Source organism: Vibrio sp. 1069 (assembly GCF_033340555.1).
In genome coordinates this window covers 36,404-54,088 of sequence record NZ_JAWOWP010000022.1, presented here as the reverse complement: position 1 = coordinate 54,088, position 17,685 = coordinate 36,404, and the positions used below count along the sequence as shown (strand labels likewise).

Here is a 17,685-nt window from a genome sequence, read left to right as displayed (position 1 = left end):
GGTTGAAAGCACCGGTCTTGAAAACCGGCATACGTTAATAGCGTATCTAGGGTTCAAATCCCTATCTCTCCGCCACTATTAAGAAGCCTCGCTAGAAATAGCGAGGCTTTTTTCATTTCCGCACATCTTTATTACTCTATCTATGCTTGCCAAAAATCAATTCCATATGCGATCTACTTTTCGACAAAGTAATATTGGGATCGGTATTGGTTGTGACGTTTTGATTTTTGCTAAGAAGTGCAGTTGCCTCTAAAGCTGTTCATCCTCATCACTGCATGCTGTCCCGATAAGGTTGTTGGAGATGCTTTGTTAAGGTGTTGAACCATCTATTGCCTTATCGTTCTCTTAAAGCACTACCATTGCTTCTCTAGCCCCTTTTACCGGATAGACCGAACAAATAAGCATACTAAAATAGCCACTGTTTCACTGATGTATCTTTTTGTTTTGCTCAGTCTAGCGATGCGTGTGCTCTATTGCCTAAATCTAGCTACGTCTTAAAACCATACATCAACAGGCTAAAGTTACGTATTCCTGCATCTTTTAAAATTGTTTTTGGATTCTGCTGGAATGACAGGATCAGAGTAGTCAAAAGAGAAGAGTGAAAGTGAAACGATAGTGAGTTGCTAGGAAGTTGGAAATTACTTGGGAACCAATGAATTTGATAAACATATTGATGTAAGGACTGAAGGGTTAATAGCAGGCAATAAAAAAGCCGACAGGTAAGCTGTCGGCTTGGTTAGGTCATCTTAAGTTAGTCATTCTGTACGAGCGTGAGAGCTTTACGAGAGACTTCGTGAGCAGCTTTGGTTAGATTTTGCTTCTCTAGTGTGTCTGCTAGGAATGCATAGTCAGAGACGTCAGAGCGAAGCTTTAAGGCGATCTCAAAGTGATCCTGGGCTTCTTGCCACTTCTCTTGACGGAAATAGAAGTGCGCTAATGCGCTATGGGCAGCGGCGTTATCCGGTTCTTTCTTCACTACTCCCTCTAAGAAGACCACGACAGGGTGGGTATCTGGCAGGTTTAGATCTGGCAGAAGTTGATAAAGCTCTGGGGCAGGTTGTTTTTTTAATGCTTCTTTTAGCACGGTAAAGGCTTCTGCATCAGCTTTTCGTGTGATGAGTTCTCGAGCAAAACAGGCAACGAGGTTTGTGTCTTGTTTCACTTTACGTGAGAGACTATTCCAATGGGAGATTAGCCCTTCGCTACCTTGTTGTTGCGCTACTTCATGGAGTAAGCCGCACTGCGCCTTTTGAATCAGCTCTGCATGTTCTTCTTCCGTGATGAGTTTTGCTTTGGTTAGTTGTGGCAAGAGGTCAATAAGAGGTTGCCACAACTTTAGCTGCATGTACGTTGTTTTCAGCAAGTTCAATACAATAGAGTTACTCGCATACTGACTTTTTAACGATTGCAAGGTATCGAAAGCGGACTCGAACTCGTTGTCGCGGATAAATTGTTTCGCTCGAGTCAGTTCTACTGCGAGATGGGCGTTCTCTTGTTGGCTCGCTAGCGCTAGATAGTGATCTCGTTTTGCTTTATCACCTTGGCCTTGTGCGGCTTCAGACGCAACCAAGTAGCAAAGCAGCGGCATATCGTGATGATTTGCCCAGCGAGTTACTTTCTTCTCAGCACCTTTCCAGTCACCTTCTAGAAGTTTAATAATGCCTTCATTGGTGTATCGGCGGGAATGGCGCATTTTGCGAACACTGAAGTAGTTCCATGTTGTAGAACTAGCATAAACTAACTTCTTAATCAGGTACTCAAGCAGAAAAAGACCTGCGAGTGCAGCGATAACGAAAACCACTAATGTCGTTACGCTCATCTCGATCGTTTTCTCGGCAATGGAGATGAGTACATAGCCTTGCTGACCAGAAAACTGGGTGCCAACAAATAGTCCTGCGCCTAGTACAACAAATAGGAAAATAAGACGAAACATTACTTATCCTCCATGCCTGTCATCGTTGTGACTTCACGACGTAGGCGTTCACGGATGACATCTGATAGTTGAGACTGACTTTGCAGTTTTGTTGGGTATTCCACTTGAATATTTTGCTGACTTAGTAGGTTAACCGTTTTGTTGAACTCTTTAACAGAATTATCGTCTTGGTTGAAGAAAGCTAATGCCCACTTGTCTGCTGTTTTTAGAGACGTGGTATAAATTTCACCTTGCTCTTGGTACACCGCTTTTATTGCCGTTTCCAATTTGGCTTTGATGTTTTCTTTCAGGTAAAAGTGTTGCTCAGGAGAAAGCAGTGGAATGACGTTACCATCGCGCGTGCGGAAGGTAATGAAGTTTTCTGAAAAGTCCTTCAAAGAGGTCATTAAGTTATCTTGCCAGTTTGCGATATCTTCAGACACTTCAGTGTTTTCTACGGCTTCAGCTTCAGGTAGCAGTGCATTGGCGAGAGGGAGCTTGTCTACTTGCTGTTGTAGGGCAGTTAAGCGTAGTACCAATCCATCACGGTCAATTAGCGGGATCGTGCGAAGTTTGGTGATATCGTTCGCCATTGCTTTACGTAGTTTGACGAGGCTAGGGTCATTCAGTGCTGCAATGCGTTGGTCTGCACTTTCCATCAGTTGAGTCGCGCTTTCTACATCGTGCTCTAAGAACAATTTACGACCAGCTAATTTGACAAGGTAATCGGCTTCCGCTAATAGCCAGTCGTTTGGTCGACGACCTTTCACATCGGCAACGGCGAGCTGTAAGCTTTCAATGCTCTTCTGTTGCTGTCCAAGTACCACTTCCGCTTTGTGTGTCACGGTTGTTGCTTTCTCGATGGTTTCTTCTTGTACCCGGCTGAGTTCTTGTTTCATGGAAGCTTGAGTGCTTTCTAGCTGACTTTTTAGTTGGGCGATCTGCGCTTGGTAATCGGCTTGCTGTTGATGCAGCTTGTACGCGAGGCCACCGCCAAAAATAATCGATAAGATGATAGCGACCGTACCTAGTTTGACACCACGTTTACCTTGTTTTTCTTCAAACTCGACTTTGGTTGGCTCTGCTGTTTTTGGGGGCTCGGCCGCTTGTGGTTGCTCTTTTTTAAGGTCCGCATCCTGCTGCGATGTGGTTTTTTCGACTAGCGGTGCCGATGAGGTTTCTTCGGAAAGGTTTTTATCGTTATTTTTTTGGTCGTTATTTTTACTTGTCATGCCTATATCCTGTGTAGCTAGGGCTGGAGAGCCGCCAGTAATTCTTGGTTGGATGCGCTTCCCGTGCATCTCACGCGAGTGAACCCCCTTTGAATTGCGATGTCAGCGATACGCTGACTGGGGATATACAACTCTTGTTGATTAAGCCAAGTCAATTGCTCCGACGTCAATTGGCTGCACAAATAATCCAGTTGTTCACCACTGGTGACAATAATCTGGTTAATTTGTAGGTTTTTCCATAGTGAGATACAGCTTACTGGATCGAATGGGATGAATTCTCTCTTGTAAGTCTCACTATAGTGAACTTTTGCGCCACGCCTCACCAATGCATCTTTGATCAGCTCTCTTCCGCCGTTACCACGAAGGATAAGAACTTGTTGTTGTGCCACATTGTTGAGCTCTGGCAGTCGCAATAAGTGTTCACTATCACTGACTTGGGGATAGTGTACTTTCTGTTGGGTACATTTGCTTAAATAGTGTGCTGTTTTTTGACCAACGGCAAGGTAAATAGCTTGTTTCGGCCATGACATCCCGTTGCTGGCTAAGATTTGCTGTGCACATTGCACTGCATGTCGACTAACAGCGATAACAATTTGAGCTTGATGTAGATGTTTAGAGAGGTGCGTGTCCGTGAGATCGGCGACAATGTCGATCAGAGGATGGTGATATGCGGAAATGCCGTGCCTTTCGAGCAGAGAGCAAAGCGCGCTGCCTTGCTCTCCCGGCCGAGTGACCAACACTGCCATGGTTATTCGTGATCTGCGTACAGCTTAGTTAGGATTTCACGAGCGCCGTTATCTAGCAGCTCATTGGCTAGCTGCACTCCTAATGCTTCGCCATCTTTACGATGGCCACGAATTTCACCACGAACAATTTCGCTGCCATCTGGTTCGCCAACTAATGCGCGTAGCCAAATGTTGTCGCCGTCTAGTAGGGCATAGCTGCCGATAGGTACCTGACAGCCGCCTTCTAGGGTCAGATTCATTGCGCGCTCACACAAAACGCGGTCTACGGTGTCTTGGTGGTTAAGTGGCTCAAGCAGCTTAAGCAGTCTTTCATCGTCAAGGCGGCACTCAATACCGACAGCACCTTGGCCTACCGCTGGTAGTGATTGCTCTGGTTCGATAAAGCTACGAATGCGCTCTTCAAGCTTCAATCGTTTAAGGCCAGCCGCAGCAAGAATGATTGCATCATACTCACCCGCATCTAACTTACCAAGGCGAGTGCCCACATTACCGCGAAGCTCTTTGATGATGATGTCCGGACGATATTCTTTCAGTTGGCATTGACGGCGCAAACTGCAAGTACCAACCACGGCACCTTGAGGGAGCTCATCAATGTGGCTATAGGTATTAGAGACGAAGGCATCACGAGGATCTTCACGCTCACAAATGGTCACGAGGCCAAGGCCTTCTGGGAAATCGACGGGTACGTCTTTCATTGAGTGAACGGCGAGGTCTGCACGTCCTTCTAGCATCGCGATTTCAAGCTCTTTTACGAACAAGCCTTTGCCGCCAACTTTTGCTAGTGGTGTATCTAAAATCACGTCACCTTTGGTCACCATGGTTACTAACTCGACTTCCAAGCCTGGGTGAGCGGCTTGAAGGGCGTCTTTAACAAAGTAAGCTTGCCATAAAGCAAGAGGGCTTTTTCGAGTTGCAATGCGAATCGGTGTGGATTGTGTCATGATCTTCTCAATGCTGTTTGGATTTGGGTTTATCCTACCATTCTCATCAAGAAATGCTTACTGTTAGTTCGTTATCTCTGAAGGCTATGAATGGAATTACATGACGTTATGAAAATAGTGTGACTGGATTCTCAATTAGACTAAGGACTATTATTAGTAATAGGTAATAAGAGCGACACTACCGCGCGATTAATTTTGTGACTAAAGTATGGTTTTGTATCCGGAGTGATACACGGGCGTGAAGCTTTACCCGCACCAATAAAAGTGTTAAATTGATCACGTTTTTAAGCCGTTTTGGTTTAAAACGTCAGCAGATTTTCGTGATTGTTCAACCAAGGAATTCCCCTTGCAGGCTTACACCCAAAAAATCATCCAGCGACTAGATAATTTGAATCAGCAGCGAGTTGATCGCGCGTTGGCGCTTATGGATTCGCAAAGCCAGCAAGTCTTCCACTTGATTCCTGCCTTGTTGAACTACAACCATCCTGTAATTCCTGGCTATTATGATGCCGATGTCCCGTTTGGTGTGCATGGGCTTGAACTAAATAGCATTCAGCAACAATTCATAGATGATATTCAACTTGCCATTGGTCAGCCGCTCAAGACGGTAGAAAAGCCCGCTATATTGGGTTTGTACACCATGGGCAGTACCTCCTCGATTGGTCAAAGTACTTCCAGTGATTTGGATATTTGGGTGTGTATTTCACCAGAGATGGATTGTGACGAACGCGAGTTATTGACCAATAAATGCCTACTCATCACGGATTGGGCACAAAGCAAAGGCGTGGAAGCGAACTTTTTCTTAATGGATAAAGAGCGCTTTAGAAGCAATCATTCTGAGGAGATGACAGGTGATAACTGTGGTTCATCTCAGCACTTACTTTTGTTAGATGAATTCTATCGTAGTGCGGTGCGTATTGCCGGACAGCGTTTGTTATGGCAAATCGTGCCGCCAGAAATGGAAGAGTGTTACGACGAGTACGTTTCTCAATTGTGCAGTGATGGTTACATCGATTGTAGTGAATGGATCGACTTTGGTAAATTGAACTGCATTCCTGCTGAAGAATACTTCGGTTCGAACTTGTGGCAGTTATACAAAAGCATCGACTCTCCCTACAAATCGGTATTAAAAGCCATCTTGCTAGAAGCTTACTCGTGGGAATACCCGCATACTCAATTGTTAAGCATCGACACTAAACGTCGTTTCTTTGCCCATGAGCCTGATCTCTATGGCATGGATGCGTACTACTTAATGTTGGAAAAAGTAACCCGTTACTTAGAGCGAATTCAAGACGATACACGTTTGGATTTGGTGCGTCGCTGTTTCTATCTCAAAACCCATGAAAAATTATCTCGTGAGCCGAATGTTGGCTCAGTAGCTTGGCGCCGTGAAGCGCTGAGCGATATGATTGCAAAATGGAATTGGGATGCAAGTGTCGTTGCAGAGCTCGATGACCGCCGTAATTGGAAGGTTGAACAAGTGAAGGTGGTACATCATGCATTGCTGGATGCGTTGATGCAAAGCTACCGTAACTTGATTCAATTTGCGCGTCGTAACGACATCACTTCTGCTATCAGTCCGCAAGACATCAGTATTTTGGCCCGTAAACTCTACGCTGCTTTTGAAGTATTGCCGGGCAAAGTAACGTTACTAAACCCACAGATTTCACCTGATCTGCACGAGCCTGACTTGAGCTTTATCGAAGTGAAAAAAGGGGGAGTGAACAAGTCTGGTTGGTACCTCTATAAACAACCGCTTATTGCGCACCGCATTTTGGGGCAACCATATCTAGAGCATCATGAATACTTGAGTAAGTTGGTTGCTTGGGCATTCTTCAATGGCTTGATCACTGAATCGACTCGTTTACATGCCGTGGTACGTGAAGCGCAGCTAGATATTGATAAGTTTTACCAAATGGTGAGTGACTTACGAAATACTTTTGCGTTGCGTAAGCGTCGTCCATCTATGCAGGCGCTAGCGAGTCCTTGTGAAATAAGCCAGCTTGCGATGTTCATCAACTTTGAAAATGATCCGACGTCTGAACTTTCTGGTCGTTCGTTGAAAGTGGATGTTAAGAACACCGATATTTTTAGCTTTGGTCCAGAACATAAAAATTTAGTCGGCAGTGTTGACCTTGTTTACCGTAACTCTTGGCATGAAGTGCGTACGCTGCATTTCAAAGGGGAAACGGCGATGCTGGATGCACTGAAAACCATTTTGGGCAAAATGCACCAAGATGCGTTGCCACCAGAATCAGTGGATGTGTTCTGCTATGCGAAGAACATGCGTGGTGTGATGCGTAATATGGTTTACCAGCTTTTAGCTGAATGTATCGACTTACGCTTGAAACCAGTAGAACAAGAGAAACGTCGCCGCTTTAAAGCGATGCGTCTTGGTAACCAGACTTATGGGTTGTTCTTTGAACGTCGTGGTGTGTCGGTGCAGAAGCTAGAAAATTCCATCGATTTCTACCGCAGCATTTCTACTAACAAACTCAAAGGCTCGCCGCTGTTAATGCTCGATCGTGAGCAAGAATATCAAATGCCGGAAGCGGTGGATGGGTTTGCCAGTGAAGGTCTGGTGCAGTTCTTCTTTGAAGATAACGAAGATGGCTTCAATATTTATGTGTTGGATGAGTCAAATCAAGTGGAAGTGTATCACCAATTTAGCGGCTCTAAAGATGAAATGATTTCGTCTGTAAACAGCTTCTACACGTCGGTAAAAGACGATAGTCGCGTCGCGTCTAAGTTTATTAACTTTAACCTGCCTCAGTACTATCAAATTATTCACCCTGAAGAGGGGAATGCGTATATCATTCCTTACCGTAATGACGGTTGTTCACCGAGTCGCCCGACCAAAACTGTGAACGCGTAATTAAACCCGTATCAATAAACAAAAAGAGCACTTCGGTGCTCTTTTTGTTTTGGTGACGATTGACCAGAATTATGCCCAATCAATGGCTTCGCCCGCGTGCTTTTCACATTCTTGCTTCACCATTTCAAATAGCTCCATACCCGTTTTTGAGCAGGTCCATTTACCTTCAATAAGTTTGAAGTGGAAACCACCAGATTTGGACGCTAGCCAGATCTCATGCATCGGCTCTTGGCGATTAATGATGATTTGGCTGCGGTCTTCAAATTCCAATGTCATTACGTTGCCAGTGACTTCGTAATCAATGTCTGCGCCTGAATCATCGATGGATTCTTCGATGATTTGCATCTGCGCATCCACCAGTTGATGAAATTCAGTATCGTTCATCCGTCTATCCTATTGCTTTTCCTGAGTGTGGTGCGATTATAGGGGGCATTGATTCAATAATCACGATATGCGAAATGAAAAAATTAGTTACTGTGTTGTTTGTGATGGTTGCCGCGACCTTAGCGGGGTGTGGTCAGTCTGGCTCACTATACATTCCAGATGACACTCAACAGAATGAGCAATCACAATAAATAACCGCACCTTAGGGTGAAATTAGGGTTCAGCAGTCGAATAAAATAAGGGAAGCGAATTTTGGATTACTTCAACTATCAGGATGATGGCCAGCTTTGGGCCGAAGACGTCCCACTTCAAGCTCTTGCAGAGCAATATGGCACTCCTCTTTACGTATATTCTCGAGCCACGCTAGAGCGCCATTGGAAGGCGTTTGATAGTGCTGTGGGTCAGCATCCTCACCTGGTTTGCTACGCGGTGAAAGCCAACTCAAACTTAGGCGTATTGAACACGCTAGCGCGTTTGGGATCGGGTTTTGATATCGTGTCGGGTGGTGAACTTGAGCGTGTGATTGCCGCAGGCGGTGATCCGAAAAAAGTCGTTTTCTCTGGTGTTGGTAAAACACCGGCAGAGATGAAGCGCGCTCTTGAGCTAGGTATCAAATGTTTCAACGTTGAATCTGAGCCAGAGCTAGAACGTTTGAACAAGGTTGCGGGTGAGCTTGGTGTGATTGCGCCAATTTCTCTTCGTATCAATCCAGATGTCGACGCGAAAACACACCCTTACATTTCGACCGGTCTTCGCGACAATAAATTCGGCATTGCGTTTGATCGTGCGCCAGATGTTTATAAATTCGCGCAAAGCCTGCCGAACTTGAATGTGCAAGGCATCGACTGCCACATTGGTTCTCAGCTGACCAATATAGACCCATTTATCGACGCGACAGACCGTTTATTAGCCCTGATTGATGATTTAAAAGCGCAAGGCATTAACATTCGTCACCTTGATGTCGGCGGTGGTTTGGGTGTGGTCTATCGTGATGAATTACCACCTCAGCCTTCTGATTACGCCAAAGCGTTACTTGGTCGTCTTGAAAATCACCAAGACTTGGAGCTGATCTTTGAGCCAGGCCGTGCAATTGCTGCGAACGCAGGTATCTTGCTAACGCGTGTTGAGTTTTTAAAACATACTGAGCATAAAAACTTTGCGATTATCGACGCTGCAATGAACGACTTGATGCGTCCTGCGCTATACCAAGCATGGCAAGATATTGTGCCAGTTTCACCGCGAAAGGGTGAAGCTCAGACTTACGACTTGGTTGGTCCTATTTGTGAAACCGGCGACTTCTTGGGTAAAGATCGCGCACTCGTTTTGCAAGAAGGTGATCTACTCGCGGTTCGTTCAGCAGGTGCCTATGGTTTTGTGATGTCTTCGAACTACAATACTCGTACCCGAGCAGCAGAAGTGATGGTGGACGGTAAACAAAGCCACTTAGTTCGCCAGCGTGAGGAGCTGACCAGTTTGTGGCAGCTGGAACAGATTCTACCGGAGTAACACACAACAAATGCATTTCCACTTTTCCAAAATGCACGGTTTGGGCAACGACTTCATGGTCGTCGACTGTATCACCCAGAACGTGTTTTTCTCGCAAGACCTGATCCGCCGCTTGGCGGATCGTCATACTGGCGTTGGTTTTGACCAATTGCTTGTGGTAGAGGCCCCTTACGACCCTGAAACCGACTTCCATTATCGGATTTTTAATGCCGATGGTAGTGAAGTTGAACAGTGTGGTAACGGTGCACGCTGTTTTGCCCGCTTTGTTCGCTTGAAGGGGCTGACCAATAAATACAGCATCAGCGTGAGCACCAAGAAAGGAAAGATGATTCTCAACATCGAAGATGATGGGGAAGTGACGGTCAACATGGGCGTGCCAGAGTTTGAACCGAACAAAATTCCTTTCAAAGCGAAGCAAAAAGAGAAAACTTACATCATGCGAGCAGGCGACAATACCTTGTTTTGTGGTGCTGTGAGCATGGGTAACCCGCACGTAGTGACCGTGGTCGACGATGTGGATACGGCAGAAGTGGAAACTCTCGGTCCGCTGCTTGAGTCGCATGAGCGTTTCCCAGAGCGCGTCAACGCTGGCTTTATGCAGGTGATGAGTCGTGACCATATTCGTCTTCGAGTTTACGAGCGAGGCGCAGGAGAGACACAAGCTTGTGGTAGTGGTGCATGCGCGGCAGTCGCGGTTGGGATTCTGCAGGGCTTGTTGGATGAAAACGTTAAGGTTTCTCTACCTGGTGGTGAATTGCGAATTGCATGGCAAGGCCCTGGCAAGCCGTTGTTTATGACCGGACCTACAACGCATGTATTTGATGGTCAATTGTCTTGCTAGTTGAAGAAAAAGGAAACGGTTTGTCTCAAGTAGAAGCAGATGCCTTAACGGCTGAAGTAGTGGCCGAGTACCTCAAAGATCATCCAGACTTTTTTGTGCAACGTCCGGAGCTTGTGGATCGTTTATCTTTCCCACACTCAGACTTAGGCGCGGTATCTTTGGTACACATCCAAATGAATCGCCAACGTCAGCGCATTGAAGAGTTAGAGGAAGAGATCACTACACTAATGTCGCTTGCGGCGAACAATGATCGCACCTTTTACGAATTTATGGATTTGCAGGGGCAGATTCTAAAGTGTGGTGACTTTAAACAAGTCATTCATTCTATCGAAGAGAAAGCCAAAGCATTGGGCTTACGTGCGTTTGTTCGATTGTTTAGTCAATGCGACGCATCGATTCAATTGAGTAAGGAAAGTTATCAACGCTTTGCGGCCACTCACTTAAATGGCAAAGATGCGTACTTAGGACGTCTTCGCAAAGTGGATCGTGAAGCTTTGTTTGGCAACATGGAAGTGCCGGAAATGGGGTCCTATGTGGTACTGCCGCTCGTGAAACAGCAAACTCTGGGCGTGCTTGCTTTTTCTAGTGAAGATGGCGGCCATTTTCAGCCAGATATGGATACCTTGTTTTTGCGTCACCTATCATTAGTAGTGGCACATCTCGCTCAAACACTGGTATGGCAAAGTTACGATGACGACAACTCCCAACACTCCTCTGCCAAATAGTCTGCAAAAGCCTCTTGAGCGCTTCTATGAATTCTTACGAAGCGAAAAGGGGCTTAGCCTACATACTCAGCGCAATTACAAACAGCAGCTAGAAACTATGGCGCAGCACTTAGCTGAAATGGGGCTCAAAGATTGGTCTCAAGTGGATGCTGGTTGGGTGCGCCAATTAGCAGGTAAGGGCATGCGAGAAGGCATGAAAGCCAGCAGTTTGGCAACGCGACTCTCATCGCTGCGTAGCTTTTTCGATTTCCTTATTCTGCGTGGCGAGATGTCGGCTAACCCAGCCAAAGGGGTTTCAGCACCTCGCAAAAAACGCCCGTTGCCCAAAAACCTCGATGTTGACGAAGTGAGCCAATTACTTGAAGTCAACGAGGACGACCCGTTGGCTGTGCGCGATCGCGCCATGATGGAGCTGATGTATGGCGCCGGCTTACGTTTGGCTGAACTGGTGGGTGTGGATGTACGTGACGTACAACTGCGTAGTGGTGAGCTTCGTGTTATTGGTAAAGGCGATAAAGAACGTAAAGTGCCGTTCTCTGGGATGGCAACCGAGTGGGTTGGGAAGTGGCTACGCGTTCGTGGTGATTTAGCCGCTCCAGGTGAGCCCGCCTTGTTTGTATCTAAGCTCGGAACGCGTATTTCGCATCGTAGCGTGCAAAAGCGCATGGCTGAATGGGGGCAGAAACAGTCTGTCGCAAGCCATATTAGTCCGCATAAATTGCGTCACTCATTTGCGACACATATGCTCGAATCAAGCAATAACTTACGTGCGGTGCAGGAGCTTTTAGGGCACGAGAACATTTCGACGACCCAAATCTACACGCACTTGGATTTCCAACATTTGGCGCAAGCCTACGACCAAGCCCACCCACGCGCACGCAAAAAGAACGGGGAGTGAGCCGAAGTATGAAATTTTATCGCCGTATCGAGCCTATTAAGGCAATGACCTTTGACCTAGATGATACCCTCTATGACAACTATCCTGTGATCGTTCGCATGGAGCGTGAGTTGCTATCTTGGCTCAAGCACCATCATCCAGCGGTTGCTCATATGAACAAAGCGGATTGGTTTGCTCTCAAACAGCGAGTTGTGCAGCAACAACCCGAGCTGAAGAGCGATGTCACTTTATGGCGTTTAGTGCAACTTCAGCAAGCCTTCTCCCAAGTAGGCTACGACGAAGACGCAGCACATGCCGCCGCGAAAGCCGCAGTAGACGTTGCGTTGGACTGGCGTAACCGTTTTGAAGTGCCGCAGCAAAGCCTCGATGTACTGGAGGAACTCGCGCAGCACATCCCGTTGGTGGCAATCACCAACGGTAATGTGGATTTAGACCGCATCGGTCTTACGCCTTATTTCCAACAGGTACTTAAAGCAGGACCAGATGGATTGGCGAAACCCGCAACCGATATGTTTACTAAAGCGAAGCGATTCTTGGATATTCCTGCGGAGAATATTCTGCATGTCGGTGATCATCTAACCACGGATGTGCATGGTGCAAAGTTGGCTGGTTTTGCAGCCTGTTGGTTTAATGATATGAATAAAAATGTCATTAACCATTCAAAAACACGTACTTTACCTGATATTGAAATCAATAGTTTGCAGCCGTTACTCACACTTTTTTAATTGCTTTCGCATTAATCCATTCTAATCTCATTTTGTGTCTAGAAAAGCAGCTCAAAGCCACGTAAATTATTCTCTATTAAATAAAAATAGTAACGCCACACGTCGTGGTGAAGATAGTGTTACGGCAGTGGTAGGTCCATGCGAGCTTTTTCAAAACTGGTTCACGATGTCAGTCAACTGAATGACTTTTTAGTCACTTTTCCGACTTCCTCAGATAAACAATATTTAGTACAAATATTGTCGACGCAATCGCGCGAATTTACGACCACACTTGCAGACGCCGTTTTGTCGTCGCTGCCGAATGCTCATGTTATGGGGCATAGTACGCGTAATGTAATTCTGGAAGGGGAGATATTTACCTCTGGTTGCCTAGTGAGTGTGATTGAATTTGAGCAAACCACGCTGACTTCTGCGGTACAAACATACTCTTACTCCCCTGACATTGATGGCGGGGAGCTCAAGCGCTCTCTTCTAATGCAGCATAATTCACAGGTGATCCTCAGCTTTGCTGTGCAAATTGAACGACGTGACTATCCCTTGTTTCAAACCTTCGCCAGTGAAGAAGTAGTGATTTCTGGAGGGTTGGCGCAGAGTATTGACGATGGCTGCTGGGTGCTATATCAAAACCGAGTTTACGATAACGCTGTGGTTGCCGTAGCTTTGCACAGTGATACTTTGAAGCTATGGACTAATGCGTATTCGGAATGGAACCCGATTGGCATGCCACACAAAGTCACTCATGCAAAAGGAACGCGCTTGTATTGTTTAGGTGAGAAGAAAGCGCTGGAAGTATACAAGCGTTACTTGGCGGATGGCCATGACGTGACGCTGAGTCAACTGCTCAGCTTTCCTTTGTATCGAGAAAGCTTAGGGCGAAAGGAAGTTTGTACGGTAACGGAGCTACACGCTGATGGCAGTATGAGCTTCGACAGGCCCTGGTGTCTTGGTGACGAAGTGCAATTTTGCTATAACCATCCCTCGTTAACGCTCGAGCAAGTGCGGCATGGTGTGGTTGAGTTAGCCATGCACCAACCTGAAGTCGTGATGATTTTTAACTGCGCGTCACGGTTAGACTTTATTGACAGCAGCGACGAAGTCCAAGCCTTTAAAGATATTGCGACGACGTTTGGTAGTTACTGTATGGGGGAACTGCATGGTGGTATTGGTCAGCCCGAAATTCTTCATCACAGCCTGACGTATTTAGCGATGCGAGAGGGAGACGAAGTGCAAACATTGAACTTGCCTAAGTCGCCCGTTAGCTCCTCTATTTCACCGTTGTTTAGCTTGATTCGAAATGCGATCGGCGATCTCAACCATATGAACGCGCATATGGGATATCAACTCGATCGCCAAACGCGCAAGTTACAAGAAAGCTATCGACGCGACAGTCGCACGGGGTTACAAAACCGGGTCGCATTGCAAGAGCGGCTGAGTAACATCGATTTGGATGAGCATTTGTTGACTCTAAAGCTACTTAACTTTAGTCATATTAACGAAAAATACGGCTACCGAGTGGGAGATCAATTACTCAAAGATCTCTCAATGCACTTTACGAATCGACTACGAAAGCGTTTCGGCATGCCAACGGCTTTGCAGCTTTATAGTATTGGGGTTGGTGAATGGGCGTTCATATTTAAAGCTGATCAAAGCAGCGAGACCATCAAACAGCACTTTACGCGTTTTGCTGACGCGGTAGAACAAACTAATTTTGAGCCAATTGGCCTACGTGAAATAGATTATCTTTCTATCTCGCTATGCGGCGGCTTAGTGAGTCGCCGAGATTTTCCATCCGCTTCAGTGGATGAGCTCTTACTCAAAGGCATCGAAGCGAGACGCTCCGGTGTACGCAGTAATACTCATATCTGTAATGCGAAAGATATTGAAGTCAGTGAGGATGTGCGTAAAGAGCAACTTGGATGGCTAAGTTGCGTCAGTAGAGCCATTCTCAAACAGAACATCATCACTTATAGCCAACCCATTGTGCATGCTGGTAGCCACAAATTGGCAAGCCAAGAATGTTTGGTTCGTATTCTGGAAGCCGATGGAACGGTGATTGCGCCAGGGCGTTTTCTGCCAATTATCTCTGATACGCATCTTTACACTCGACTAAGTCGGCACATGATTCATTCTACGTTGCATTATATGCGAGATAAGCAAGGTGACTTTTCTATAAACTTATCGCCGCAAGATTTGCTCAGTGATAAAACTTTAATGCTTTTAGAGCATGAAATTAGCCAGCTAAATGACCCAAGGCGAATTGGTTTAGAAGTGCTGGAATCTGAGCAGATCAAAGACTACGGCCGAATGATAGAAGTGTGCAGTCATTTTAGAAGCTTAGGGGCGCGTATCATTGTTGATGACTTTGGGTCCGGTTATTCGAATATCGATGAAATCCTAAAGTTGGAGCCAGAAGTCATAAAGCTCGATGGCAGCTTGATTCGTGATATTGATAAAGACTTAAAACAGCGCAAGATCGCTTCCCAGTTGGTGCGTTTGTGCCAGGTGTTTAACGCGGAGACGGTGGCGGAGTTCGTCCACAATCAGGAGGTGTGTACCATTGCACAAGACATGGGGGTGGATTATTTGCAGGGTTACTATCTTGGCGAGCCGACTCGACTGTTTTAATGATGTTTCACGTGAAACTTCTTGTCGTAAAAAACGCAGCGTAGGCTGCGTTTTTTGTTTGGTTCTTCTACTGAGCTTAATGGTTAACGCTTAAGAGCGTGTCCACTCTTTTCAGCTTGGAACAGAGCGAGGTAATGGGCAAAAAAGCGCTGCATTTGTTGTTGGTTGTTTTGTTCTCCAAGTTGCCCGAGCAAATGTGCAGCGACTTCAAACGTACACAAATTACCTTGTTGTTGGTTGCGTCGCAGCTGATATTGTGAGTCCGCCGACGCAGACAATCCCATAGTAGGGATACCTTCTAACCAACGGCTCTTATTGATCATCTTGCGCGCCTCTTGCCAGGTGGCATCTAAAATAATAAACAGCGGAGTTTTGGTTTGTTGCTGGCTTTGGAGTACCACATGTTCGAGTGTGATACTTTCTTCACAGGGGAAGAGCAACACCGGATACCGCGACGGATCAGCTAATAGAGTGAGCAATTCTGCTGGTGGCTGTTTGCGATCCCAGATTACTCGCTCAATGTTGAGTTGGCACTGCTCTAGTAGCTGGCCGGTATTAGTATCACGCTTCAGTTCATTCGGATGCATTAACAGCAGGATGTTGTGCTCACTGTTAAGTTTCGGCATTAGCGAGCACATACAATTGAATTGAAAACCGCAGGTTGGACACGGTTGTGACATTACAGACGAACTCCTTCGCGCACCGGGCTTATCCCATCAGAGAACAGACGCACACCACTGACTTGGTTCGGCGTTGCCGTTGGCGCCATGCTTGGGTTGAGTGGGTAGCTAACCCCAGTGTATTGCATCACGTGTTGAGCCGCTTTAGCTCCGCCACCGCTGACATTAAAAATCAGATCTCGCCAACCATGAGAGGTTTGTTGGCCGAGCATAATCGGGCTTTGCACTAGTGTAATGCGGCTATTAAATCGCCATTCCTTTTCGTGATGTTCAAATATCAGCAATGTACAGCCACCGGAACCACACCAATCCAACTGTACCAATAGCTCTTCGTTACCATCGCTGTTGAGGTCGTAAGTTAGCCAACGGTATTGGTTATTGTTGGGGGTGGTTTGATGGATAAAGAAGTAGTTGCGCACCGCGGCATCTACTTTTGAATCAAACTCTGCACTAGAAGGGACGTCAGCACTACCGATGGGGTTGTTGGTGCGTTTTTCGGCTGGTTGCATGATGCCTTCATCACGAACGGTGGCAGGATAAAGGACTAAACCACCATCGGCGATTGGGTATACCAAGTTACCGACTTTTTCTTTGGTCGCTTTGAGCTGATTGCCTTCTCGAGTAAACAGTCGCTCTGACATTAGCCTTTGCTGTTGATGATGCGTCATGACAACTTGAACCTGAGACGGACTTAACTGTTGCCAGTAACCACGCTCGATTAATGGTGCTTGTCCATTGGCGTAACGGTATTTTGTTGTGGCGCTGTGGTCTGGGTTTAAGGTCATTTGTACTTCAAAGCCTTGTGATTGGGTTGAGGTCGCGACATAGGTATTAGCCCAGCCAAGCGTTGCATCGACGTTTGCAGTCATACCACAACCTTGATACGTCTCGCCATCATGTTTTAGTGTTGCTTTCCAGCCATACAAAGAATCGCTCATTGTGTCTGAGCAGAGGTTTTCTGTTAAGCGAAGCTCACCACCTTGCAGTTGATAAGTGCGCTGGCGAGGTTGAAGCTGACTGCTGTTAATCGCTAATTTTGTGGTTTGTTTGCCGATTTGCTGGAATGTTAGTCCATTAGCCTCAAAGCTTGCCGACCAAGAAGGCTCATTACCAAACACGCGAGTTGGTTTGTTTGGTTGCTGACAACGGTTTGGGTTTTCCGTTGTGAGGAAGTTCACTTGTTCCACGACAAAGTTAGCATCGAAATCAGCAGAAAACCCATCGATGCCCGGTGGGTTGAGGTGGCCGATAACCTCGCCATACATAGTCTGGTAAGGCTCGTTATTTAACTGAATTGCTCGTTGCATTTGCTGTGGTGATAGTTGCAACCAATATTGCTTGTCGCTGCCACAAGGCATGATGTATTGGCTCTCGTGACCGACGATCACTTTTCCGCGCAGCATAAAAGTTTGAGGTTGAATGGTTTCAGGCTTATCTAAGGTTGCTGGTGGAGAGGTTGGGTCAGCAGCACCAGATTGTGGCGGCTGTGAACTACATGCTTGCAGAACCAGCAGGGTGGCAAGCGCCACTGGGTTTTTCAAAGCCTTCATGTTATATCTTCCTCATTATTGTTACTCAATCGGCATCGGATGGCA

Annotated in this window: 15 protein-coding genes; 8 read left to right on the top strand and 7 right to left on the bottom strand. The window is 46.3% G+C overall.

Features of this window, described 5'->3' with window-relative positions; all coding sequences use genetic code 11:
• Window positions 1-751: 751 nt before the first annotated feature.
• Genes R7040_RS21955 through hemC form a run of 4 tightly spaced genes read right to left on the bottom strand, consistent with a single transcriptional unit; the run spans window position 752 to window position 4,831 of the window.
• The gene (locus R7040_RS21955; protein WP_136977226.1) at window positions 752-1,933 is read right to left on the bottom strand and encodes a heme biosynthesis protein HemY; all 1,182 of its coding nucleotides are present in this window, start codon (window positions 1,931-1,933) and stop codon (window positions 752-754) included.
• Window positions 1,933-3,144 (bottom strand): uroporphyrinogen-III C-methyltransferase, encoded by a 1,212-nt coding sequence (locus R7040_RS21950; RefSeq protein WP_005378751.1) that lies wholly within the window; start codon window positions 3,142-3,144, stop codon window positions 1,933-1,935. Before R7040_RS21950 ends, R7040_RS21955 begins: the two co-directional genes overlap by 1 nt.
• Window positions 3,145-3,161: 17 nt before the next feature.
• A complete protein-coding gene (locus R7040_RS21945) occupies window positions 3,162-3,890 on the bottom strand; it encodes a uroporphyrinogen-III synthase (protein WP_053350816.1) in 729 nt (242 codons plus the stop codon).
• 2 nt (window positions 3,891-3,892) lie between these two features.
• Window positions 3,893-4,831 carry a hydroxymethylbilane synthase gene (hemC, locus tag R7040_RS21940; protein ID WP_005383388.1) on the bottom strand — a complete coding sequence of 313 codons (939 nt, stop codon included), beginning with the start codon at window positions 4,829-4,831 and terminating at the stop codon, window positions 3,893-3,895.
• 346 nt (window positions 4,832-5,177) lie between these two features.
• Here hemC and R7040_RS21935 point away from each other — a divergent pair, with 346 nt between their 5' ends.
• Window positions 5,178-7,706: a class I adenylate cyclase gene (locus tag R7040_RS21935; protein WP_053350817.1), complete on the top strand. Its 2,529-nt coding sequence runs from the start codon at window positions 5,178-5,180 to the stop codon at window positions 7,704-7,706.
• A gap of 69 nt (window positions 7,707-7,775) precedes the next feature.
• On the opposite strand, the gene cyaY is transcribed toward R7040_RS21935, so the two are convergent.
• The gene (gene cyaY, locus R7040_RS21930) at window positions 7,776-8,090 is read right to left on the bottom strand and encodes an iron donor protein CyaY (RefSeq protein WP_005383391.1); all 315 of its coding nucleotides are present in this window, start codon (window positions 8,088-8,090) and stop codon (window positions 7,776-7,778) included.
• Window positions 8,091-8,164: 74 nt separating this feature from the next.
• Here cyaY and lptM point away from each other — a divergent pair, with 74 nt between their 5' ends.
• From lptM to R7040_RS21895, 7 genes are all read left to right on the top strand, one after another.
• Entirely contained in the window at window positions 8,165-8,281 is a 117-nt protein-coding gene (gene lptM, locus R7040_RS30630) for an LPS translocon maturation chaperone LptM (protein WP_005378746.1), read from the top strand.
• A 61-nt stretch (window positions 8,282-8,342) separates the two neighbouring features.
• Window positions 8,343-9,596 carry a diaminopimelate decarboxylase gene (gene lysA, locus R7040_RS21920; protein ID WP_005378745.1) on the top strand — a complete coding sequence of 418 codons (1,254 nt, stop codon included), beginning with the start codon at window positions 8,343-8,345 and terminating at the stop codon, window positions 9,594-9,596.
• Between the two features lie 10 nt (window positions 9,597-9,606).
• Complete coding sequence (gene dapF, locus R7040_RS21915; protein ID WP_005378744.1) at window positions 9,607-10,437, top strand: diaminopimelate epimerase; 831 nt, start codon at window positions 9,607-9,609, stop codon at window positions 10,435-10,437.
• Window positions 10,431-11,162, top strand: coding sequence for a DUF484 family protein (locus tag R7040_RS21910; protein ID WP_081248199.1), 732 nt, complete (start codon window positions 10,431-10,433; stop codon window positions 11,160-11,162). The genes dapF and R7040_RS21910 overlap by 7 nt, the downstream gene beginning before the upstream one ends.
• Complete coding sequence (gene xerC, locus R7040_RS21905; protein ID WP_005378742.1) at window positions 11,128-12,060, top strand: tyrosine recombinase XerC; 933 nt, start codon at window positions 11,128-11,130, stop codon at window positions 12,058-12,060. Before R7040_RS21910 ends, xerC begins: the two co-directional genes overlap by 35 nt.
• Window positions 12,061-12,068: 8 nt before the next feature.
• Window positions 12,069-12,785, top strand: a complete 717-nt coding sequence (yigB, locus tag R7040_RS21900) for a 5-amino-6-(5-phospho-D-ribitylamino)uracil phosphatase YigB (protein ID WP_053350826.1) — start codon at window positions 12,069-12,071, stop codon at window positions 12,783-12,785.
• 138 nt (window positions 12,786-12,923) lie between these two features.
• The gene (locus tag R7040_RS21895; protein WP_104979846.1) at window positions 12,924-15,410 is read left to right on the top strand and encodes an EAL domain-containing protein; all 2,487 of its coding nucleotides are present in this window, start codon (window positions 12,924-12,926) and stop codon (window positions 15,408-15,410) included.
• An 83-nt stretch (window positions 15,411-15,493) separates the two neighbouring features.
• Here R7040_RS21895 and R7040_RS21890 read toward each other — a convergent pair whose 3' ends face one another.
• Together R7040_RS21890 and R7040_RS21885 are read right to left on the bottom strand one after the other, a co-directional pair.
• Complete coding sequence (locus tag R7040_RS21890) at window positions 15,494-16,090, bottom strand: tRNA-uridine aminocarboxypropyltransferase (protein WP_033907272.1); 597 nt, start codon at window positions 16,088-16,090, stop codon at window positions 15,494-15,496.
• Complete coding sequence (locus R7040_RS21885; RefSeq protein ID WP_033907271.1) at window positions 16,090-17,640, bottom strand: COG3650 family protein; 1,551 nt, start codon at window positions 17,638-17,640, stop codon at window positions 16,090-16,092. The genes R7040_RS21890 and R7040_RS21885 overlap by 1 nt, the downstream gene beginning before the upstream one ends.
• Window positions 17,641-17,685 lie beyond the last annotated feature (45 nt).

What these genes read in the sequence shown, in the direction of transcription:
- R7040_RS21955 (WP_136977226.1), bottom strand. Translation starts at nt 1,933, where the DNA reads ATGTTTCGTCTTATTTTCCTATTTGTTGTACTAGGCGCAGGACTATTT.
- cyaY (WP_005383391.1), bottom strand. Translation starts at nt 8,090, where the DNA reads ATGAACGATACTGAATTTCATCAACTGGTGGATGCGCAGATGCAAATC.
- yigB (WP_053350826.1), top strand. Translation starts at nt 12,069, where the DNA reads ATGAAATTTTATCGCCGTATCGAGCCTATTAAGGCAATGACCTTTGAC.
- hemC (WP_005383388.1), bottom strand. Translation starts at nt 4,831, where the DNA reads ATGACACAATCCACACCGATTCGCATTGCAACTCGAAAAAGCCCTCTT.
- lptM (WP_005378746.1), top strand. Translation starts at nt 8,165, where the DNA reads ATGAAAAAATTAGTTACTGTGTTGTTTGTGATGGTTGCCGCGACCTTA.
- dapF (WP_005378744.1), top strand. Translation starts at nt 9,607, where the DNA reads ATGCATTTCCACTTTTCCAAAATGCACGGTTTGGGCAACGACTTCATG.
- R7040_RS21945 (WP_053350816.1), bottom strand. Translation starts at nt 3,890, where the DNA reads ATGGCAGTGTTGGTCACTCGGCCGGGAGAGCAAGGCAGCGCGCTTTGC.
- R7040_RS21895 (WP_104979846.1), top strand. Translation starts at nt 12,924, where the DNA reads ATGCGAGCTTTTTCAAAACTGGTTCACGATGTCAGTCAACTGAATGAC.
- R7040_RS21885 (WP_033907271.1), bottom strand. Translation starts at nt 17,640, where the DNA reads ATGAAGGCTTTGAAAAACCCAGTGGCGCTTGCCACCCTGCTGGTTCTG.
- R7040_RS21950 (WP_005378751.1), bottom strand. Translation starts at nt 3,144, where the DNA reads ATGACAAGTAAAAATAACGACCAAAAAAATAACGATAAAAACCTTTCC.
- R7040_RS21890 (WP_033907272.1), bottom strand. Translation starts at nt 16,090, where the DNA reads ATGTCACAACCGTGTCCAACCTGCGGTTTTCAATTCAATTGTATGTGC.
- xerC (WP_005378742.1), top strand. Translation starts at nt 11,128, where the DNA reads ATGACGACAACTCCCAACACTCCTCTGCCAAATAGTCTGCAAAAGCCT.